Origin of the sequence: Haloarcula sp. Atlit-7R, assembly GCF_003666065.1 — an archaeon.
Classification (GTDB): domain Archaea; phylum Halobacteriota; class Halobacteria; order Halobacteriales; family Haloarculaceae; genus Haloarcula; species Haloarcula taiwanensis.
Genome location: NZ_QXIK01000003.1, coordinates 55369 through 76274 on the forward strand (window position 1 = coordinate 55369; position 20906 = coordinate 76274).

The window sequence follows — 20906 nt, forward strand, 5'->3', positions numbered from 1 at the left end:
ACGTCGGTCGTGTGGTACCGTGTCACGCTCGCTGGAGTTCGACAACGAAGTGCGCGCCGTCGAGGTCGGTGTCGGCGAAGTCCGTGTCGAATTCGCTGGCGGAGTCGGCGAGGTAGATGTCGCCGCCGAAGCTGGTAACGAGCGTCTCGACGAGATGGAGCCCACCGCCGTGCGTGTCGCCCGCTCGCGGATCGAAGATGTTGTCACGCCGGTCGTCGGGAATCCCCGGGCCGTCGTCGACCACGTGAATCTCGACGACATCGCCAGTTTCGCGGATCGCGACGAACACCGACGGGTGATCGCGCTTGTCTCCAGTCGACTGGCCGGCCTCCGCTCGCGGTGCCTCGCTCTGTAGCGCTGCCCCGTCCGTCGCGGTCCCCTCGGCGGAGAGTTCGGCCGCTGGCGTCCCGTGTTCGATAGCGTTCTCTATGAGATTCCGGAGAACCGGGCGGGCGGCCTCGTTTGTGCGTGCCATCGCGCTGCCCGATGCTTGAAACTCGATAGCGATGGGATGTGTTTGCTCGATTCGCTGTATCACCGCCTCGGCGATTCCGACAACGTCAGTCGGTTCGAAAGTCGGGTCGGGACCGAGGGTCTCGACGACAGCCCCGGCGTTGTCGACCAGGCTGTCGAGTTCGGTTACCTGTTCACGAATCGCGTCCGCTGCCGTTTGAATCGTCTCCGAGTCGGCGTTGCGCCGGATGATTGTCTCCCGGCCGTCGATAACGACCAGTCCGTTCGCGATATCGTGCCGGAGCAGGTCGTTGACGAACGACAGCGTGTTCGCGGTTCGGGTCGCACGGCTGGCATCCTGACGGGCCCGGACCGCGAGCGTGCCCGCGATGAGTCCCGTGACAGCGCCAGTCTCCATCGCCAACAGGGTGACGAACACCGGTTCGGCGATCGTTCGGCCCTCCATCATACGGATAAACACGCTCAAACCGATGACCGTCCCGACTGCGAGACTGCCAGCGACGCTCCAGACGAAAACGGTCCAGATCTGCTCACCCGGTGTCGACGACGAGACGAGGCGATAGCTGCCATACACCAGCACCAGCGGCAGTAGTCCGTCAAGGCCCAGTGCAAGCACGGGGCCACCGACCTGTCCGATGCGCTGTGTCTCGATACCGAGGTGCCAGACGACGGCCACACCTGTGAAAGCGAGACCGAAGCCAGCGAGCAGCCACGGCGCAAGGCGGGCCCGGACACCGCGGTACATAGTTACGACTTGTGCTCGAATGGCTAATTCCATTCGATTAGTGAAATGATAGGACCGAGCGCGACGCCGAAGCGTCGACAGCCAGCCGGGAGATCAGCCGACGCGTGTGGTGTGCCAGTATTACACACCCCCTAATCGCCAGACTGCGGGCGGTTTTCTCTGTTTCCTACCAGAGTATCGTACCGACACTGTTATCCGTGGTGCTGGCATCTCTATGGTTGCAATGGCGAAAGGAACGGTTGATTTCTTCAACGACACTGGCGGTTACGGTTTCATCGATACTGAGGACGCGGACGAGGACGTCTTCTTCCACATGGAAGACATCGGCGGCCCGGACCTCGAGGAAGGACAGGAGCTCGAATTCGACATCGAGCAGGCGGACAAGGGTCCGCGCGCCAACAACGTCACGAGGCTCTAACGATGGCGACAGGCACTGTCGACTTCTTCAACGACACTGGTGGCTACGGCTTCATCGAGACCGACGATGCGGACGAAGACGTCTTCTTCCACATGGAAGACGTCGGCGGCCCTGACCTCGAAGAGGGGCAGGAAGTCGAGTTCGACATCGAGCAGGCGGACAAGGGTCCGCGTGCGACCAACCTCACGCGACTGTAAGACCGGTTCTGTCTGCAGTCTAGCACTATAATCACTTGTCAGCGGTCGCGGTGTACGCACGCACGGCAGTGTCGCTGGCACGCACACAACTCACGGCGAGCAACGGCACTCGGCGAGACACGCCACTACGTGAGCAGTGGCGACGCCGCCCGATAGACGATCTCCATCGGCAGCCCCGCCGCGTCCCGCGGCGGTTCGGGCGGGAGCGTGTACAGTTCTCCGTCATCCGGGACAGCTGTGTACGCGAGGACGACAGCGTCCAGCACGTCGTCGATAGCCACTGCCGTGCCACCAGTCGCTTCGGCGGCCTTCTGGACCGTCGGGGCAGCGTCGCGGTCGTAATGGGCGAGAATCCGCATCCGCTCTGCGTATCCCCCGGCGGTGCGCTTCGAGTAACTGAGCGGCTCGCCGGCGAACGCCCGGAAACAGACCTCTGGGTGAGACTCTCGGATAGCGGCGGCGGCCTCGGGCAGTTCCTGCAGGAGTTCATCGACCCGGGCGAGGCTGTCGCTGCGTTCGAACGCCCGCTCGGAGAGGTCGTGCCCGGTCTTGCGCTTGTGGACGCGATTGGCCGTCGAGTAGCGCTGTTTTCGCGTCGCTTCCCGTACCGGCGGTGTGTGGATGGTCGAGCTGCGCGCACCGAGAACGGACCGAGCGAGTTCGTCACACCGGCGGTCCGGCTCGCCGGATTCGACAAGTCCGATTGGGACGCCGACCAGAATCCGGCGGGCGCGCTCGTCGTAGGCTGACCAGCACGCACCGATACTGTCGAACACCGACGCGTGGTCGAAGCCGTCGCCAGTGAACGCGACAGCAACCCAGGACTCGTCGCTCCGATCAACGCCGACGTACAGCGGTTCCGCCATTGTGGATACTCGTTCCGACGGGCGCAAAAGTGTATCCCGAGGTGTTTCTTGCCCAACCGGTCACGCACCTAAGCTATCGGTCGACGTGCTGACGGCACCGAGAACGGGTCACGTCTGCCCGAATTTCGTGAGGTCTTTGAGTGGTACCGGGCGGTGTTCCAGCGCCGGTTTCGTGTAGCCAGCCGACTCCTCGGAGACGCCGCTTGTGAACACCAGCACCCTCTGCTGGAGGACATGCGGCACGCCGTCAGTGTCTCTGATGATGTCGACCGACCGCCACGCTTCGTCTTCCATGTGTCTGACCCACACGCCGCTGCCACGTGTCTCTTTCCCCGCTACGAGTCCGGCCCGACGAATATCGTCCGGAGCCGCGCACCGCAGTCCGGACAGTATGCCAGCGCTCGGTATCGAGGTCGCCGAACGTCTCCCGGCGAATCGCATCCCCGACGCTGACCGACCGGCCGCAGGTATCACACTTCTCCGCCATACGGATCGGTGGCGGGCCAGAATCAAAACCCGCTCGCCCACAGGCATTTAGCCGGCGCGGGCGTGAGGCCGGCCATGGACGGTGTCGTACTCGCCGCCGGCGAGGGAACGCGGATGCGACCGCTCACCGCCGACAAGCCGAAGGGACTGGTCGAGGTGGCCGGACAGCCGCTGCTGACCCACTGTTTCGAGACGCTGCTGTCGGTCGGCGTCAACCGCCTGGTCGTCGTCGTCGGCTACCGCGGCGACGACATCGTCGCCCGCTACGGCGACCAGTACCGGGACACGCCGATAGCGTACGTCCGACAGGAGGAACGGCTGGGACTGGCCCACGCGCTCGAACAAGCCCGGACCGCCGTCGACGGGACCTTCGTCGTGTTGAACGGCGACAACGTCTGCCGGGCGAACGTCGGCGACGCGCTCGCCCGCCACCGCGAGAGCGACGCCAGCGCCACGCTCCTGGTCGAGGACGTGTCGCGGGCCGAGGCCAGGTCGACCGGCGTCGTCACGACGGACGATGAGAGACGGGTGACCGGCCTGGTCGAGAAGCCGGCGGACCCGCCGTCAACGCTAGTCGCGCGGGGCTTTTTCGTGTTCGAACCGGCTATCGGCCACGCCTGCGCGCTGATACGTCCCTCCGAGCGGGGTGAGTACGAACTCCCCGACGCAATCGACCTGTTGCTGAGTGCCGGCCACCGCGTCGAGGCGGTCGAACTGGAGGGGTGGTGTCACAACGTCAACGAACCAGCCGACGTGGACGCGGTTGAGGAACAGCTCGGCTGACGGCGTCGACCGTTGCCAAGCGAAGCAGCGCGCGGACGCGGCGACGGAACATCGAAGGAGCGTCACCCCAATACAGGGGTATGACAGCCGTTCGGTCGCTGGCGCTCGTCGCACTTGCCGCGGTCGTAGCACTGGCGGGCTGCGGTGCGTTTTTCGGTGGTGGCGACTCGACGGAGTCGAAAGCGACGATAACGCCCGCCGACGTGCCAACGGAGGACGCGAAAGCGGCAGAACCGGCGGCGGGCGGGCGGGAGTACTGGGGCAACGTCTCCGTCGACACCAACAGATCGGCCGTGACACAGCCGCGGGTCCTCGAACTGCGGCCGAACTGCGAGCGACCGCCTGGGCTGGTCGTCCACATCCAGGTCCTCGCGTTGCAGAACAACGACCCGGCGACGAACGAGGGTATCAACACGACCTGGCAGTTCGCCGCGCCATCGAACCGGGACCTGACGGGACCGTACTCGAACTTCGTCCGAACAATCCAGAGCGGGTTTGAGCCGCTCCTGAACGCGACGGGCGTGCGGTACGGGCCGCTCGACCGCGACGGCGACACCGCGTCACAGCCGGTAACGGTCGTGAATGCGAACGGAACGACGACGAGCTACCGCTGGACGGTCGAAAAGCAGACCGAAGCGCCCTACGAGGGCTGCTGGATGACGACTGGGGTGGCCGCTACCCCTCCATCCCGCTGAAGGAGAGGCCGCCCTCAATGTAACGCTGGGCGAACAGGTACGCGAGCATAATCGGCGAGGCGAAGGTGAGCGCGAACGCGGAGAAGCGCGCCCACGGGATGGAGTACTCGTCGACCATCGCGTACAGACCGACCGGCAGGGTGTAGTTCTCCGTCCCCAGTAGCGTCTGGGCGACGACGAACTCCGTCCAGCCGGTGAGGAAGACGAAGATGAACACCGTCGCCAGCCCGGCAGTCGACATCGGGATAATGACTTCCGTCACCACGCGCCACGGCGGCGCGCCGTCGACGACGGCGGCCTCCTCGTAGGAGACCGGGATGCCGTCCATGTACGTCTTCAGTAGCCAGGTGTTGAACGGCACGGCGGTCGCCGCGTAGTACACCGCAAGGGCGAGTTTACTGTCGTTGATGCCGAACTGAACGTACAGCGCATACATCCCGATGAGCAGGGCGACACCGAGACCGCCACCGACCTGTGTCATCAGGACATAGAGAAACAGAATCTTCCGTCGGAAGAGGAACTCACGGCGGGAGAGCGCATAGGCCGCTGGAATGATGAGCGACATCGCGATAAGCACGGTCGGAATCGCCACCGTGAGGCTGTTCCAGAGGAAGTGCTTGAAATCCGACGGACGGTCGACGCCGTAGTCGGACGCGTCAAGCAGTTCGATCCCCGGCGTCTGGAACACGAAGGCGAGGTCGGTGAACGGAATGGCCGCTGAGATCGAGTACGACGGCACGATGAGGTCGCCGATAACCCAGATGAACGGTTTGACCGTAGGGTTAGACGGAACCAGCGAGAAGCTCTCAGACGTGTACAGCGAGCTTCCGGAGCCGGAGAGGGCCGCCATCAGAATCCAGTAGATCGGGAAGAGGAGCGCCAGCACGACCAACGTCGCGCCGATGGTCGAGAGGATGACCTTCAGAACTGCCGAAGCGGGCAGTTCACCGCGACGGACGGCCTGCACGGTGTAGGACCACTTTCGAACTGTTCGGGCGGGCATCGTGGCGAGCGTCTTGACGTCGTCGCTGAGCTTCCGGGCGATTGCACCGAGCAACATCAGTCGTTCACCCCGTCTGCGAGTTTGCCTTTCTTCACGTTGAGCCACATGAACGCGCCGATGAAGGCGAGCGCGATGATGCTGATTGCCGCGCCGCGGCCGTACTGCTGGAACGACAGCGCCTCGCGGTACCCGTAGACGACGATGAGTTCGTTCGCCCGTGCCGGGCCGCCCTGATTAAACACGAACGGGATGAGGAACTGCTGGAACGACGCCGCCGACGTGAGAATCGACGCGAACAGGACGGGCCGCTTAATCGACGGCAGGGTGATGTGGGCAAAGCGTGCGAGAAACCCCGCGCCGTCGACGACGGCCGCCTCGTGGAGTTCCTCGGGTACGTCCTGGAGCGCGCTGACGGTGATGATGACCATGAACGGGTACGCCAGCCACGCCTCCGTGACGTTGTACGCGACGAAGGCGGTCCAGCGGCCCGAGAGCCACGCGACCGAACTCGCCCCGAACGCGGTCAGTAGCTGATTCATCAGTCCGAACTCGGCGGAGCTGAAGATGCCGCGCCACACCGTGATGGTGAAAATCGGCGGCAGCCCCATCGGGAAGATGATAAGCGAGCGCAGGACGCGCTTGCCGCGGACGAGGTCACTGGTCACGACGAGCGCGATAGCCAGGCTCGCCCCGATCTTGAGCGTGACGCTCGTGGCGACGAACAGCCAGGTGACGCCGAAGGAGTTCCAGAACTGGCCGTCGGTCAGCACGTCGGCGTAGTTCTCTAGCCCGACGAACAGCGCGTCGCCGAACGTGAGCACGGCGACGACGCCCTCGCCGGCGAACAGGTTGGCCGGCTCTGCGTTCGTAAAGGAGATCCCCAGCAGGTAGAGGACCGGGAACAGCATGAACGCCGAGAAGACAAACAGCCCCGGAAGTACTAGCAGTAACGACGCGTCGTCCCGCGTCAGAAACGGGACCGATTCGATCCGGTCCGCCGCTCGTGAAACGGTACTCATGGGCAGTTCTTACTCCCAGTTGCTGCGGATTTCTTCGGCGGCGGTCGTCAGTGCGTCCTCGGCGCTCGCGTCGCCGTTGAACGCTTCGATGAGGGCGTTCTCGAGCGGCGACCACACCTTGTTCATGCGCGGGTCGGTCGGCATCGGGACGCCCTGACTGACGGTCTGGGAGTACATCTGGACGTGGTCAGGAAGATCGTCACTGCCGACGAGGCTGTCGAGCACCGGAATCGCGCCCTGTTCTTGAGCGAGGCGCGTGGCGTGGTCCTCGTTGGTAGCGAACCACTCGACGAAGTTCCGGGCGGCCGTGGCATCGGCTCCGCCCTCGCTCATTGCGTCCGCGAAGTACCACATCGAGATACCGGTGTACGGCGTCACCTCGCCGCCGTCGATCTCTGGGAACGTCGCCACTTCGTAGTTCACGTCGCTCTGGTTCAGCGTCGCCAGGTACCACGGCCCGTTGACTGCGAAGGCGGCGTTGCCCTCCGAGAACGTCGCGGCCTGCGGTTCGTAGTTCGGGTCGTCGGGCATGTACGGACGGAGGGTATCGAGAGCGAACTGAAGCCCCTCGATAGCTTCGTCGGCATCCAGCCCGAGCGCCGGGTCCTGCTCCGGGTCGAAGTAGTAGCCGCCGAAGGCCTGGATCCACCCGCTCGTGAAGTACGGGTCGAACGGCGCGGCGAGCCCGTACTGGCTGCTGCTCGGGTCGTGGTACTCCTCCATTGCCGCTACCATGTCGTCAATAGTTTCAGGTGGTTCAGCGACGATATCGGTGTTGTAGATGAGCGTCACCGTCTCCGCCGAGTGCGGGAGGCCGACGACGGCGTCGTCGAACTGGACGGCAGAGGCTGCGGCGTCGGTGAACTGGTCGAGACTCACGGAGAGTTCGTCGGACTGGTCGACGACGAACTCCCGCTGGTAGTAGTCGCCGACCCAGTCGTGTGCCCACTCGAATATCTCCGGCCCCTGTCCGGCCGGAATAGCGCTCGTGGTCTTCTTTTCCATGTTGGAGATATCCGACCCATCGACGCCGAACTCTGTCTCGCTCGCGAACGTCTGCATCGCGTCCTTGCGTGCAGGAATCTCCGAGTCCTGAAGCTGGTACCACGCCGTCGCGGTCCCGCCGGACTGCTGACTCCCATCGCTTGCCCCGTCGTCCGAGCCGCCGGAAGCCGTTTCGCCGTCCGAGCCGCCACTGCCCTGCTCTTGCACACTACAGCCAGCAAGGGCTGTAGCCGCCCCGACACCGCCGATCCGTTTGAGCACCGTCCGTCGTTCCATTGTCATGGATAGATATGGGATGAAATAGTCCTTCATAACTTAAATCATTCGGAAATAGAAGGAGACAATGATGACAGATTCAGAGAGACAGCACAGATGTACCTCGCTGTGTGTCGGTTTCAGTAAGTCCGCTTCTCAGAAGTAGTGAAGTGATATTTTTTCTGAAATTGGACCAGAAGCGTAACACTCACACTACCGACCCCGTACCGTAGGCGTATGCACCATCCAGGCCCGCCGCGGTTCGCCACCGTCGGCGAATCTGTCGAACTGGCCCCGCGCCGGCCCGACCCCGGCATGGCCGCCGAGTGGCGGTTACTCGAGCGGCCAGCGGCGAGTACGGCGACGCTTGACGGCGGCCCAGTCTGTCACCTCGAGCCGGATACCTCAGGTGTCTATCGAGCCGAGCTAACCACCACAGATAGTACACATGAGCAAATCATCCGAGCGTTCCCGGCCGTCACCGAGACCATCCGGTTCAGCGTCACCGAAGACGACTTCGACGGCGAGGACATCGCCGTCGCCGACCGCGCCGTCGTCATCGGGAAGTTCAACGACTTCACGATGGGGACACACTGGGCCGAGCGGGACGGTGACGAGTGGGTCCTCGAGGCGGACCTGCCGCCCGGGACCCACCACGCCATTTTCAGTTTCGACGGGTCCTTCGAGTCGACCGCGACCGACGAGGTCACCGTCGAAGGCCCCGGTCGACCCCGGATCGAGCTCACCAGTGCGACAGAAGACGAGTCCCTCGTTGTCTCGGCGGATACTCACGCGGCCCCGTCAGGGAGCGAGCCCGCGGTAGAGTTTTACCTCGACGGCCGAGACGCGCTGGAAGAGTCGGCTGTGAGCATCCACGGCGACGAACTCCGGGTGCCACGGGACGCACTACCCGAAACGGCCCGCGTTCACGCGGTTGCCGTCGCCGAGCGCCACAGCGTCGCTGATACGCTGGTCGTGGAACACGGCAGGGAAAACGAGAGCGCGGACACAGGCGCGACGGTGTCCGTCTCGCGGCCGGCAGACCCGCCGGCCTGGGCCGGCGATGCCACCATCTACGAGATATTCGTCCGGTCGTTCGCCGGCGAAACCGTCGACACGACCTTCGAGGCCATCGAGCGGCGGGTCCCCTATATCGAGTCACTTGGCGTCGACGTGGTCTGGCTCACCCCCGTTCAGGCCAGTCCGACTCGACACGGCTACCACATTACGGACTTCTTCGATACTGCGACAGACCTGGGAACGCGCGAGGAGTTCGAGTCGCTGGTCGACCGGCTCCACGACGCGGGAATCCGGGTCGTCTTCGATTTAGTCATCAACCACACCTCGCGGGACCATCCGGCCTTCCAGCTCCACCGGACTGGCGTCCCCGAGTACGCCGACTACTACGAGCGCGTCCCGGCCGAGCGCGACGTCTCGGATGTCGACTGGGCGGGCGAGGACGCGCCGGGCTACTACTTCAACTGGACGCGGATTCCGAACCTCAACTACGATTCGCTCGACGTCCGGCGCTGGATGCTCGACGTGGTAGACGAATGGCGCGACGTGGTCGACGGCTTCCGCTGTGACGTTGCCTGGGGCGTGCCACACGGGTTCTGGAAGGAGGTCCGCGAGCGGGTGAAAGCCGACGACCCCGAGTTCCTGCTGCTCGACGAGACAGTCCCGCGAGACGCCGCCTTCGCCGAGAACGAGTTCGACGTGCATTACGACACGGACCTGTTCGACACGCTGCGCGATATCGGGACCGGCGAGGAGCCGGCGTCGGCGCTGTTCGAAGCGCTTGACGCGACGGCCGAGCACGGCTACCCCGACCACGCCGGCCACATGCGCTACGTCGACAACCACGACGAAGACCGCTATATCGACGAGTGCGGGGCCGCACCGCTTCGGGCGGCCGTCGGGGCCACGCTCACGCTCCCAGGAACGCCGATGATATACGCCGGGCAGGAGCGCGGCGTCGAACAGCAGCGCGGGACGATGCGGTGGCACGACGGCGACAGCGCGCTGACCGACTTCCACCGGCGACTGGTCGCGCTGCGAGCGGACCACGCCGCACTCCGCGCGCCCGGGGTGCATCCGGTTCCCCACACTGTTGAAACAGGCGCTTCGGACGGAGTCGTCGCGTACGAGCGCACCGACGGTGATGAGACGCTGGTGATCGTTCTGCACTTCGGCGACGGCACGGCGAGCGTCTCACTTGATAGCGCAGTCGGGGACACTGACCTCCTCAGCGGCACGCCAGTCGGTAGCGACGGGACGGTTGCGGTCGGAGATGTCGTCGTGGTACCGGCGGCGAGCAGCCGCTGACAGCGCCCGGTTCCGCACCCGAGTCGATTCGGCTAGAAATTCTATGAAAAATCCCATCAAACTTATTAGCGATGGGTGTGAGACTCTGTGTAATGGCGAGTCTCGAACTAGACGGTCTCCGCAAGGAGTTCGACGGTGGCTCCATCGTGGCAGTCGACGACATCGATCTGTCCATCGACGATGGGGAGTTCGTAACGGTCGTCGGCCCCTCGGGGTGTGGGAAGTCAACGACACTGCGGATGATTGCCGGCCTCGAACGGCCGACGAGCGGCCGTATCCGCATCGGCGACGAAGACGTGACCGACGTCCACGCCCGCAAGCGTGACGTGGCGATGGTGTTCCAGAACTACGCGCTGTACCCGCACAAGTCCATCCGGCAGAACATGGCGTTCGGTCTCCGGATGAGTACGGACCTCTCGAAGGCCGAACGGCAAGAGCGAGTCACCGAAACGGCCGAGATGATGGGTATCGGCGACCTGCTGGATGACACGCCGGACCAGCTCTCCGGGGGGCAGAAACAGCGTGTCGCGCTCGGGCGCGCCATCGTCCGTGAGCCGGACGTGTTCCTCTTCGACGAGCCACTCAGCAACCTCGACGCGAAGCTCCGGACGACGATGCGGACGGAGATCCAGCGGCTGCAAGAGGAGCTCGGGATTACGGCCGTCTACGTCACCCACGACCAAGAAGAAGCGATGACGATGGGCGACCGCATCGTCATCCTCAACCACGGGAAACTCCAGCAGGCCGGTCGCCCGAAGACGGTGTACGAGAACCCGACGAACCAGTTCGTCGGCGGCTTCGTCGGCTCACCCTCGATGAATTTCCTCGATGTGACCGCAGAGCCGCTCGGGAGCGGCGTGCGGCTCACCGGCGCACACGATGACTTCTCCTATGACCTCACGGGCGGCCGCGCCGGTTCCGTCGGTGATATCCAGCAGGGGTCGTACACGCTTGGTATCCGCCCGGAACACGTTTCGGTCAGCAATGGTGGCGATCAGGACGCCGTCCCGGCGACGGTCGACGTGCTCGAACCCATCGGCAGCGACAATTACCTCTATCTCGATCTGGGCGAATCGAAGACCGGATTCGAGGGCGACGGCGCACCGGATTTCATCGCCAGAGTCAGCACTGACGTGGAGCCGGCCATCGGCGACCGCGTGCAGGTGTCGTTCGACGAATCCGCCGTCCATCTGTTCGACCCGGAGACAGGCGAGGCAGTCACAGCCGGCGAGGACACGCCCGTTGCAGCGCCGCAGTAGGGCGATAGCCAGTGATCCACGGTCAAACGTAGTCGCTGTTTTCGGCTAGTTATAGAGTCCCTACGGCCATCCGCTGCGTTTTCGAACGTCAAGCAGCGCGGTCCGCGTAACGCGGGGCCTCGCGAGCGCCCAGTGACGCGGTGCTTTACTCGCGGACGCTCAGCGGCTCGGCGGTGAGTTCCCCGGCGTCAGCGAGGTGGGCCACAGTTGCCAGCCGGAGCGCGTGGGGCCAGCCAAGCGGCGTGCCACAGTCCGGCGTCCCGTCGTCGAACAGTTGCTCGGGGAGGTACCCGCTGGACTGAACGAGCGAGCCACCGGGAAGAATCTCTGCCAGCAGGTCCCGGGACCGGGCGTAGGCCGCCGTCGCTCGGCTGTCGTCAGCGCCACGCAAGAGGGTCCCCAGCTGTGCGGCACTGTTTGCGCCCCACGCCGTCGAGACGGTCCAGACTTTCTCGCGGTCCTGCGAGCCGCGTCGCCAGTCGTCGCCCTCGAAGCGCACGAGGCCGCGGATATCGCCGGTGTCCCGTTCCAGCCCGTCGAGTGTCGTCTCGACGTGGGTACAGAGCCGGTCGCGGGTCTCTGCCGGCAGGTCGACCGTCTGGGCGGCGGCGCGACAGGCCGCTGGGAGGGCCAGCGTCGCAGAGTCCAGTCGGTCGTCAATGGTCCCGTCATGCTCGCGGAGGGCGTAGCGGTCGCCGGTCCACAAAGCGTCAAGTGCAGACAGTACCGTCTCGGCCTGGGATCGGGCGTGGTCCCGGAGCGTGGCGCAGACGGGAGCGCGCGCGACGGCCGCGTAGGCGTGCAGGAAGGTCGCGGCAGTGTGCGTGAACCGGCCCTGCATGTTCTCCCAGGCGTTCTGGCAGGCAATGGGGAGACCGTCGTCGGCCAGCGTGTCGTCGATGCTCTCGACGGCGCGCCCGAGCGTGGCTTCGATGCGCTCCGGGTCGGCCGGGTCGCCGGTCCGGAAGTACGCCGCGAGGAAGGTGGTGACGCTCGCGGTCTGGTCGGCCTGGTAGTCCGCGTCCGAGCCGCTTTCGAGCCGGGCGTTCGCCCAGCCCGGCGCGAGCGTTTCGTCGCTGGGCCAGACGCGGTGGGGCCAACTCCCGTCCGGTTGCTGGGTGCGACAGTAGAATTCGGCGGAGCGCTGGTGCCACGAATCGAGCCCGAGGTCGAACGTCCCGTCGGCTTCGAGCAGGAACGCCGCGATCTCAGCGTCATCGCGGAACCACGTGTAGCCGTAGCCCCCAGAAGTGACGTAGTACGGGTCGAAGTCGGGCGCAGCGATTCTGGCACCGTTCGCGGCCGAAAGCAGCGAGAGGACGCGGAGGTCGGCCACGATGCTTTCGTAGCTCGGCGTCTCCGCGGGGACGCTCCACCGCCGCTGTGCCTGGCCTGCTTCGAGCACCGTCTCCGAGGTGTAGTGGTCGCTCACTAGCCGGTCGATGGTTGATAGCGCTGCGTCGCGGTCGGTGTCAGCCGTATCCGTCAGCAGCGTCGCCAGCGTGACGCCGCCGTCGACGAACGGCGCGGACAGCAGGACGCCGCCGGTCAGCGTCGTGTCTTCGTACCGCCGCGCCCCGGTGGCCCGGGGGAACGAGACGGGGTCGTCGTCGACGAGTTCGGGGAACCGTTCGGGAATCTGGCCCACAGCAGTGTCGAGTTCGGTAGAGACGCCGATGAAGTCGTGTTCAGAGCGGTGGTATGCCTCGACAGCGTCTCCGTGCATCAGCAGGCTCTGCTGGCCGTTCCGCCCGTCCGGTGCGAAATCGACGAACGCTCGCAACGACACGGCAGCAGGCGCGTCGCCGCGAAGCTCGAATCGGGTGACGTGGGCCTGCTCGATGGTGCAGTCCGTCTGGACGACGGCCCAGTCGCCACAGTTGTGGACCGTCTCGACGACGCCGGCGTCGCCGCAGTACCGCTGGTCGGCGTCGGGACCGAACCACGTCGTCGAGTCCGTCTCGACGCCGAACCGCGAGCGGTCGATGCCAGTGAGCCCACACAGCGGATAGGAGTAGTCCCGCAGCGAGCCATCGCTGTCGACATGCACCAACCGGCCGTCGAGTCCGGAGAACATGCCCGTCGTAGAGCGGAACTCGCCCGGGAACTGGTGGCGACGGTCCCGCGTCCGCTTGAAGTCGTTGAGTGCCGTCCGGAGCGTCATTGGAGAGAGACACCACTGGAGGGGATATAAAATATGGTGTAATAGTTTTTCATCTTTGTGACGGCAGCGTCTGGACAGCCGGTGACACGTCTGCCGTCGACGCTCCGAGGGTGTCTCCGGGCTACAGGGCACCGAAACACAGTTATCCGCCGCCGGTACCAGATGTGAACAGATGGACGATTCGACTCTCAGGGACAGGCTGGGACAACTGGGCCTGTCGGAGAAGGAAGTCGACACGTACCTGTCGATCCTCGGCAGCGGCGAGGCCACGGCCAGCGAAATCGCCGACGACACCGGCGTCTCCAAACGGTACGTCTACAGCATCAGCGAATCGCTCGAAGACCGCGGGTTCGTCGAGGTCAACGACCACGTCGTGCCCACGACAATCCGCGCCCGGCCGCCAGAGGAAGTCATCGACGTCTTGACCGACCGGCTCGAAGAGATGAGCGGGGCGCTCGATTCTCGATACTCGGCGAGTGCGCGGGAACCGCAGCAGTTCGATGTCATCAAATCGCGGGTGACAGTCATCAAGCGGCTCACGGAGTACATCAGAAACGCGGACCGCGAGATTATGCTGTCGGTTCCACAGCAGTACCTCCCCGAGATATCTGAGGAACTGACCGCGGCCGTCGACCGCGGCGTCCTCGTCATGCTTGTCGTCAGTAGCGCCGACGGTCTGCACCCTGACGACGCGAGCGGGCTGGCCTCCGTAGTCCGGTCGTGGGACCAGCCGATGCCGATAATGCTGACTGTCGACGCCCAGTTTGGCCTCGTCTCCCCGACAGAAATGGTGACACGCACCAACTCCGACCAGCGGGCCATCGCCTTCGTCCAGCAACAGCTCGTCCCGGTGCTGTCGGGGTCGTTCCTCGGGAACTACTGGCTGATGGCGACCGAGGTGACCGTCACCGACCCGGCCCCGTTGCCGGCCACCTACCACGACTTCCGCCACGCCGTTCTCCAGGCGACGCTACACCTGCGCGCCGGCCACAGCGTGCAGGTCTCCGCGGAGGTACGGGCAGTGCAGGCCGACGACGACACCGCCACCATCGAAGGGACCGTCGTCGAGACGAAACAGGGGCTCGTCGAGCCGGGGACCAACTCCTACCCTATCGAACACACGCTGATCGTTGCTATCGACGATAGGACCGTCTCGCTGGGCGGCCCCGGGTCGTTCATCGAGGACTACGAGACCGACGCGGTTACGCTCTCGCTGCCGGAGTGACTGCTATCGTCCCGCCGACGGGTTCCGAGCGGCTCAGTTGCGCCGGCTCGGGTCCGGCCAGCGGTAGATGACGTACGTTTCCGACCCCGGTTCGCTTGCGGGCTTCCAGACGAGTCGAAGCGTCGCGTCGTTCAGGTCCAACTGTTCTCCGCTCGGGATGCCGGAGAACTGTTCCTGATGGATTGTAATCTCTGTTCCCGATGTGATCCGCGTCGAAGCCTGTGCCTGTATCGGATCGGAGTCCAGCGTCACGTCACTACCGCCGGTACTCCTGGCACCGGAGACGACGACGGTGAGGTTATCCCTGTAGACGGTGTCCCCGCTTTTGAAGCTGAGGTTCAGGTACTCCCCGTTGCCGGTGGTCCGCTCGTTGTAGTCGGCCACGATAGCGACCTGCGGAGCTTGTGTCGGTTGCTGCTCGTTGAAACCAAGCGCGAACACACCGACGGTGGCGGCGAGAATTGCAACAATGCCGACGAGAATAACAACACCAATCACCGGGCTCACGGCCCGGTTTCGACCATCTACCCGACTCATTGACCACAGGTGAGAACTGGGTATATAAAAGAGGCCGCGTCGACTCAGCGTTCGATATCTGACAGCGATACCACCCGGTTACGCTGTCGGGAACAGCGTCTCGGGGAGGTCGCCCGGCAGGTCGTCGCGGTCGTGGTCGGCCTCGAAATCAGGGTCAGGGCCCATCGGGACGATACGCTTCGGGCTCACGTCGGGGTGGGTCGTGTAGTAGTGCTCCGTGATGTGGTCCATGTTCACCGTCTCGGCGACGCCGGGGAGCTGGTAGAGGTCCCGGAGGTACGGCCAGAGGTTGTCGTACTCGCGGATGAGCCTGTGGTTGCACATGAAGTGGGTGTGATACACCTCGTCGAAGCGCACGAGCGTCGTGAACATGCAGATGTCCGCCTCAGTCAGGCGGTCGCCGGCGAGGAAGCGCTGGTCTTCGAGCACCGCATCCCAGTGGTCGAGGGCGTCGAACAGTTCCTCGACGGCCTCGTCGTAGGCTGACTGGCTGTCGGCGAAACCACAGCGGTAGACGCCGTTGTTGATCGGCTCGTAGATGTCGTCGATGATGCGGTCGACCTCGTTCTGGTAGCCCTCGGGGTAGAGGTCCACGTCGTTCTCGGATACGTCGTCGAACTCGGTGTCCAGCATCCGGAGAATTTCCTCGGACTCGTTGTTGACGATGGTCTCCGCCTGTTTGTCCCACAGCACCGGGACCGTCACGCGACAGGTCGCGTCGGGGTCAGCTTCGACGTAGACCTCGCGGAGATAGTCCGATCCGTTGACCGTATCCGGCGTACAGCCCGCCTTCTCAGGCGTGAACTGCCAGCCGCCCTCGCCGCGATACGGGTCGACGTAGTCGACGGTGATGGCGTCTTCCAGCCCCAGCAGTTTCCGAGCGACCAGAATTCGGTGCGCCCACGGGCAGGCGCGGCAGGCGTACAGGTGGTACCGGCCGGCCTCGGGCTGGAACCGCGCGTCGGGGTCGTCTTCGATCCGGTCACGGAAGGTGGTGTCCTGCCGGTCGAAGGCCCCGTCCTCGTTCGTGGTTTCGTACGCGTCGGTCCGCCACTCGCCGTCGACGAGCATATTCATGGGTATCGTTCGTAGGCGCGCGAAGCGTAAAAGAACGCGGTGACAGCGGTGTTACCGGAACAGCACCGGCCTCTGTCAGACTACTGCAAACAGAGACTCCAGTCGCCACAGCACCGGTCGGTTCGTGGCCACTCACCGGCGTGTGGGACACAGCGACACGCCGCCGGGCGGGTTCGAAGCCCTTATTGGGCCGCTCGGCGACGTATTCTCCAAGAGTACCTATGTCGGACAAACCCGCCTCAATGTACCGGGACATCGACAAGCCCGCGTACACCCGACGCGAATACATCACAGGCATTCCCGGGTCAAAGATCGCACAGCACAAGATGGGCCGTAAACAGAAGGACGCCGACGATTACCCCGTCCAGATCAGCCTCATCGTCGAGGAGACAGTCCAGCTCCGTCACGGCTCGCTGGAGGCCTCCCGCCTGTCGGCCAACCGCCACATGATCAAGGAGCTCGGCGAAGATGGTGACTACAAGATGACCCTCCGGAAGTTCCCACACCAGGTCCTGCGCGAGAACAAGCAGGCGACCGGTGCCGGGGCCGACCGTGTCTCCGACGGGATGCGTGCTGCCTTCGGGAAGATCGTCGGTACCGCCGCCCGCGTTCAGGCCGGCGAACAGCTGTTCACCGCCTACTGCAACGTCGAAGACGCGGAACACGTCAAGGAAGCGTTCCGCCGCGCTTACAACAAAATCACGCCCTCTTGCCGCATCAAGGTCGAGCGGGGAGAGGAACTGCTGATCGCGTAAATCAGACAGCGGCGGTCGCTCTCCGTTCGGACAGCGGACCGGCCGTCTCGACTCCGTTTTCCGCGCCGCTCAAGTGCTGAGTGGCATCCCAGCCGCTGAGTAGTGGAACGTAGCTACGTTCTTGCCCCAAGTTACCGACACCCACAATACTCTTGCACCCATCCCGCGTACGTCTACAGATGGTACTCCGACTCACACTCCTGGCTCTCGGCGTTCTCGAACTGCTCCGGCCCCGGAAGGTCGTCGACTTCTGGATGAGGCTCGCAACGACAGGGGGCGACGACATAGACCTCCGCCCGTGGGTGTACAGTGTCGCCCGTGTCGAGGGCGCGCTCCTCGTGCTGTGGGTGCTTCGGCGGCGTCGCAGCGGTGAGTGACTCGGTAGGAAGCTGTGAAACGCTCCGCACACCACAGGCGACCGGTACTGCTGGCAGATGCTACTACGTATCGTCGGGCAACCGGACAGTCAACACCGGTGCGTCTGCTGTCCGGACGACCTTCTCGGTGACGCTCCCCAGCAGAAACCGGTCCAGACCACTCCGGCCGTGGGTTCCCATGACAATCATATCGATATCGGCAGTCTCGGCGTAGTCGATAATTTCCTCGTACGGATCGCCCATTCGGTGCTCGGCGACGACGGGCACACCGTGGTCAGCAATATTGTCGACCGTTTCGTCGATGACCTGCTCGGTCTGTTCCTGCAGCGATTCGATGGTCGTTGCTTCTGCCGCGGCACTCCCGAGATACGTCGAGTCGACGACAGAAAGCACGTGGATCGTGGAGTCGTGTGTCTCCGCCAGTTCGAGTGCGTGTGCGAGCGCTTCGTCCGCGCCGTCGCTCCCGTCCGTCGGGAAGAGGATATCGTTGTACACGCGTGACATGTTTTCCCCCCAGTATACTTAGTGTTTGTCTGATAATTTCTTCAATTAGTGTCTATTCCTCGATTATACACCGATACGCTGTGGTCAGCAGCGAGCAGTGCGCACTACGTGATGGAGCGGTCAGCGTGTATCGAAAGCAGCTGCGAGCGTGTTATATTTCTCCAAGACAACTGCACGCTATGCACAGGCTGGCCGTCGCCACGAACGCCGAGACCTTTGAGCGGATGCAGCAACCGCTCGCGGCCCGGGATATCGAGGTGGGCCACGTCGAAACGGCTGAGCGGACGCTCGCGCTGGACGAGCGTCCCTTCGGCGAATACGACGTGGGCTTCGTCTACCCGTCCCGAATCATGGAGGGGGCCGTCGCCGACGCCATGCTGGACGTGCCGTGGGTCAACGACCGCGAGGCTATCCTCCGCTCGCGGAACAAGGCCGACGTACTGGCACGCCTCGGGCGTGCGGACGTGCCTGTTCCCGAGACCGTCGTGGTGTCGAACCCGGCGAATGAAGCCGAGCTGACCGCGGCGTTCGAGCGGTTCGACCCGCCCGTGGTCGTGAAGCCGAACTCGACGACCCGCGGCGTCGGCGTGGCCAAGGCCCACGACCTGGATTCGTTTCTCGGCATCGTCGACTACCTCGATCTGGTCCACGACTATCGCGCGGTCGGCGACCAGTCGTTTCTCGTCCAGGAATACGTCGCCGACGCCACAGACTACCGCGTGATGGTCGTCGACGGCGAGTACGTCGGCGCGGTTGAGCGCCGCCTCCCCGAAGCGAGCCGCGAGCAGGGCCGGTGGAAGCACAACGTCCACCGTGGAGCCGAAGCCGAAGGGCAGGAACTGCCAGCGGCGCTACGAGAACTGGCTGAAGACGCGGCCGACGAGCTGGCGATTCCGTACCTCGGCGTCGACCTGCTGGTGACGGCGGACCGGGCGGTGGTCAACGAGACGAACGCCCGCCCGACAATCGACTCGGCGACGAAGTACGAGGACGGCTTCTGGGACGAACTCGCGGCATTGATACGGGAAACGGCGGCGCAGTAGCGACGCGAGTGCGCTGTTCTCGCGTGACAAAACAGACCGTGTGCTGTGCGCGCTACAGTTCGATGTCCGCGGAGTCCTCTTCGGGGTCGAAGGTGACTTCGAGGATACCGTTGTTGTACGTCGCGGCGGCGGAGTGCTCGTCGACGCGAGTCGGGAGAGTCAGTCGTTCGTGGTACTCGCGCTCCGGACTTTCGGCGTTGATCGTGAGAACAGTCCCGTCGCACTTGAGGTCGATTGCATCCTTGTCGACACCCGGAACGTCGGCGACGACCCGGATTTCCTCGTCGGTTTCGTGAACGTCGACGTGGAGGTCGGCCCCACCGCCACCGGTGTCCCGGTCGATGTGGACATCGCCTTCAGCCCCCATCATCTCGTCCATCATCCGCTCTATTTCCCGGAAGAACTCGTCGAACGGGTCGTCACTGTCATCGCGTCTCATTCCTATCGGTCAGTACGTCCGTCCGTTTCAAAAGCCTTCGGACGAATCTAGTATCTGCCAACAGATACTGTCGAGGGGACACCCTCAGTCGAGATGGCACCCTCACTATTAATCATTCGAGCCCGAACACGCATAAACAAACACAAATTTACAACAAATCCGAAAACACTTTACACTGACCGACTGCCTCTCTAGACACCAATGAGTGAGCCAGTTCGCGTCGGCCTCAACGGCTTCGGCCGTATCGGCCGCAACGTATTCCGCGCATCGTTACACAGCGACGACGTCGAGATTGTCGGCATCAACGACGTGATGGACGATTCGGAGATCGACTACTTCGCCCAGTACGACACCGTCATGGGCGAACTCGAAGGAGCCAGCGTCGACGACGGCGTCCTCACGGTCGACGGAACCGACTTCGAGGCGGGCGTCTTCCACGAAACCGACCCCACACAGCTCCCGTGGGACGACCTCGACGTTGACGTGGCCTTCGAAGCGACCGGCATCTTCCGCACCAAGGAGGACGCGAGTCAGCACCTCGATGCGGGTGCCGACAAGGTCCTCATCTCCGCGCCGCCGAAGGGCGACGAGCCGGTCAAGCAGCTCGTCTACGGCGTCAACCACGACGAGTACGACGGCGAGAAGGTCGTCTCGAACGCCTCCTGTACGACCAACTCCATCACACCGGTGGCGAAAGTGCTGGACGAGGAGTTCGGCATCAACGCCGGCCAGCTGACCACGGTCCACGCCTACACCGGCTCCCAGAACCTGATGGACGGCCCGAACGGCAAGCCCCGCCGCCGCCGCGCCGCCGCCGAGAACATCATCCCGACCTCCACCGGTGCCGCGCAGGCGGCCACCGAGGTTCTGCCCGAACTTGAGGGGAAACTCGACGGGATGGCTATCCGCGTCCCGGTGCCGAACGGCTCCATCACCGAGTTCGTCGTCGACCTCGACGACGACGTGACGGAGAGCGACGTCAACGCCGCCTTCGAAGAGGCCGCCGCCGGCGAACTCGAAGGCGTGCTTGGCGTCACGAGCGACGACGTCGTCTCCTCGGACATCCTCGGGGACCCGTACTCCACGCAGGTCGACCTGCAGTCGACGAACGTCGTCTCCGGAATGACGAAGATCCTCACCTGGTACGACAACGAGTACGGCTTCTCGAACCGGATGCTCGACGTGGCCGAGTACATCACCGAGTAAGCGCGGAAACGGTTTTCGGCGCTGGTAAGATTTATAATTATTATTCGCT

The 20906-nt window shown here is 64.1% G+C and carries 23 protein-coding genes; 12 read left to right on the forward strand and 11 right to left on the reverse strand.

Translation table 11 applies throughout. The annotated features are described in order from the left end of the window. Positions 1–22 precede the first annotated feature (22 nt). On the reverse strand, positions 23–1219 hold the full coding sequence (locus D3D01_RS07515) for an ATP-binding protein (protein WP_233563271.1): 1197 nt from the start codon (positions 1217–1219) through the stop codon (positions 23–25). Between the two features lie 223 nt (positions 1220–1442). Between D3D01_RS07515 and D3D01_RS07520 the strand changes: the two genes are divergently transcribed. Both D3D01_RS07520 and D3D01_RS07525 read left to right on the forward strand, forming a co-directional pair. Further along, on the forward strand, positions 1443–1637 hold the full coding sequence (locus D3D01_RS07520) for a cold-shock protein (RefSeq protein WP_004515390.1): 195 nt from the start codon (positions 1443–1445) through the stop codon (positions 1635–1637). A 2-nt stretch (positions 1638–1639) separates the two neighbouring features. Beyond that, positions 1640–1834, forward strand: a complete 195-nt coding sequence (locus D3D01_RS07525; protein WP_053967073.1) for a cold-shock protein — start codon at positions 1640–1642, stop codon at positions 1832–1834. A 125-nt stretch (positions 1835–1959) separates the two neighbouring features. Here D3D01_RS07525 and D3D01_RS07530 read toward each other — a convergent pair whose 3' ends face one another. Next, positions 1960–2700, reverse strand: a complete 741-nt coding sequence (locus tag D3D01_RS07530; protein ID WP_121511782.1) for a DUF429 domain-containing protein — start codon at positions 2698–2700, stop codon at positions 1960–1962. A 108-nt stretch (positions 2701–2808) separates the two neighbouring features. After that, complete coding sequence (locus D3D01_RS07535) at positions 2809–2994, reverse strand: hypothetical protein (RefSeq protein ID WP_121511783.1); 186 nt, start codon at positions 2992–2994, stop codon at positions 2809–2811. A gap of 97 nt (positions 2995–3091) precedes the next feature. Between D3D01_RS07535 and D3D01_RS24495 the strand changes: the two genes are divergently transcribed. From D3D01_RS24495 to D3D01_RS07545, 3 genes are all read left to right on the forward strand, one after another. Further along, positions 3092–3238, forward strand: coding sequence for a hypothetical protein (locus D3D01_RS24495; RefSeq protein WP_233563273.1), 147 nt, complete (start codon positions 3092–3094; stop codon positions 3236–3238). A 23-nt stretch (positions 3239–3261) separates the two neighbouring features. After that, the gene (locus tag D3D01_RS07540; RefSeq protein ID WP_121511784.1) at positions 3262–3969 is read left to right on the forward strand and encodes a sugar phosphate nucleotidyltransferase; all 708 of its coding nucleotides are present in this window, start codon (positions 3262–3264) and stop codon (positions 3967–3969) included. A gap of 80 nt (positions 3970–4049) precedes the next feature. Further along, positions 4050–4664, forward strand: coding sequence for a DUF4864 domain-containing protein (locus D3D01_RS07545; RefSeq protein ID WP_121511785.1), 615 nt, complete (start codon positions 4050–4052; stop codon positions 4662–4664). Here the strand turns inward: D3D01_RS07545 and D3D01_RS07550 are convergent. From D3D01_RS07550 to D3D01_RS07560, 3 genes are read right to left on the reverse strand one after another with little or no spacing between them, the layout of a single operon-like run. Next, positions 4645–5724 (reverse strand): sugar ABC transporter permease, encoded by a 1080-nt coding sequence (locus D3D01_RS07550; RefSeq protein ID WP_121511786.1) that lies wholly within the window; start codon positions 5722–5724, stop codon positions 4645–4647. The genes D3D01_RS07545 and D3D01_RS07550 overlap by 20 nt on opposite strands. Next, complete coding sequence (locus D3D01_RS07555) at positions 5724–6686, reverse strand: carbohydrate ABC transporter permease (protein ID WP_121511787.1); 963 nt, start codon at positions 6684–6686, stop codon at positions 5724–5726. The genes D3D01_RS07550 and D3D01_RS07555 overlap by 1 nt, the downstream gene beginning before the upstream one ends. Before the next feature lie 9 nt (positions 6687–6695). Continuing rightward, entirely contained in the window at positions 6696–7973 is a 1278-nt protein-coding gene (locus D3D01_RS07560) for an extracellular solute-binding protein (protein WP_199725378.1), read from the reverse strand. 210 nt (positions 7974–8183) lie between these two features. Between D3D01_RS07560 and D3D01_RS07565 the strand changes: the two genes are divergently transcribed. Next, complete coding sequence (locus D3D01_RS07565; RefSeq protein WP_121511789.1) at positions 8184–10271, forward strand: alpha-amylase family glycosyl hydrolase; 2088 nt, start codon at positions 8184–8186, stop codon at positions 10269–10271. A 92-nt stretch (positions 10272–10363) separates the two neighbouring features. After that, entirely contained in the window at positions 10364–11530 is a 1167-nt protein-coding gene (locus D3D01_RS07570; RefSeq protein ID WP_121511790.1) for an ABC transporter ATP-binding protein, read from the forward strand. Between the two features lie 145 nt (positions 11531–11675). On the opposite strand, the gene D3D01_RS07575 is transcribed toward D3D01_RS07570, so the two are convergent. After that, complete coding sequence (locus D3D01_RS07575; protein ID WP_121511791.1) at positions 11676–13694, reverse strand: glycoside hydrolase family 15 protein; 2019 nt, start codon at positions 13692–13694, stop codon at positions 11676–11678. Between the two features lie 172 nt (positions 13695–13866). On the opposite strand from D3D01_RS07575, the gene D3D01_RS07580 reads away from it, so the two are divergent. After that, on the forward strand, positions 13867–14919 hold the full coding sequence (locus tag D3D01_RS07580) for a TrmB family transcriptional regulator (RefSeq protein WP_101351124.1): 1053 nt from the start codon (positions 13867–13869) through the stop codon (positions 14917–14919). Between the two features lie 33 nt (positions 14920–14952). On the opposite strand, the gene D3D01_RS07585 is transcribed toward D3D01_RS07580, so the two are convergent. Further along, positions 14953–15426 carry a type IV pilin gene (locus D3D01_RS07585; protein WP_121512092.1) on the reverse strand — a complete coding sequence of 158 codons (474 nt, stop codon included), beginning with the start codon at positions 15424–15426 and terminating at the stop codon, positions 14953–14955. A gap of 108 nt (positions 15427–15534) precedes the next feature. After that, the gene (locus D3D01_RS07590) at positions 15535–16533 is read right to left on the reverse strand and encodes a glutathione S-transferase family protein (RefSeq protein WP_121511792.1); all 999 of its coding nucleotides are present in this window, start codon (positions 16531–16533) and stop codon (positions 15535–15537) included. A 221-nt stretch (positions 16534–16754) separates the two neighbouring features. On the opposite strand from D3D01_RS07590, the gene D3D01_RS07595 reads away from it, so the two are divergent. Further along, a complete protein-coding gene (locus D3D01_RS07595) occupies positions 16755–17288 on the forward strand; it encodes a 50S ribosomal protein L16 (protein WP_101351126.1) in 534 nt (177 codons plus the stop codon). Between the two features lie 179 nt (positions 17289–17467). Next, the gene (locus D3D01_RS07600) at positions 17468–17665 is read left to right on the forward strand and encodes a hypothetical protein (RefSeq protein WP_121511793.1); all 198 of its coding nucleotides are present in this window, start codon (positions 17468–17470) and stop codon (positions 17663–17665) included. A gap of 63 nt (positions 17666–17728) precedes the next feature. Here D3D01_RS07600 and D3D01_RS07605 read toward each other — a convergent pair whose 3' ends face one another. Further along, complete coding sequence (locus tag D3D01_RS07605; RefSeq protein ID WP_101351128.1) at positions 17729–18160, reverse strand: universal stress protein; 432 nt, start codon at positions 18158–18160, stop codon at positions 17729–17731. Positions 18161–18348: 188 nt separating this feature from the next. Between D3D01_RS07605 and D3D01_RS07610 the strand changes: the two genes are divergently transcribed. Continuing rightward, positions 18349–19212, forward strand: a complete 864-nt coding sequence (locus tag D3D01_RS07610) for a RimK family alpha-L-glutamate ligase (protein WP_121511794.1) — start codon at positions 18349–18351, stop codon at positions 19210–19212. 52 nt (positions 19213–19264) lie between these two features. Here the strand turns inward: D3D01_RS07610 and D3D01_RS07615 are convergent, their stop codons facing one another. Continuing rightward, positions 19265–19651 (reverse strand): Hsp20/alpha crystallin family protein, encoded by a 387-nt coding sequence (locus D3D01_RS07615; RefSeq protein WP_004590910.1) that lies wholly within the window; start codon positions 19649–19651, stop codon positions 19265–19267. A gap of 201 nt (positions 19652–19852) precedes the next feature. Between D3D01_RS07615 and gap the strand changes: the two genes are divergently transcribed. Further along, a complete protein-coding gene (gene gap, locus D3D01_RS07620; RefSeq protein ID WP_101351130.1) occupies positions 19853–20857 on the forward strand; it encodes a type I glyceraldehyde-3-phosphate dehydrogenase in 1005 nt (334 codons plus the stop codon). Positions 20858–20906: the final 49 nt, after the last annotated feature.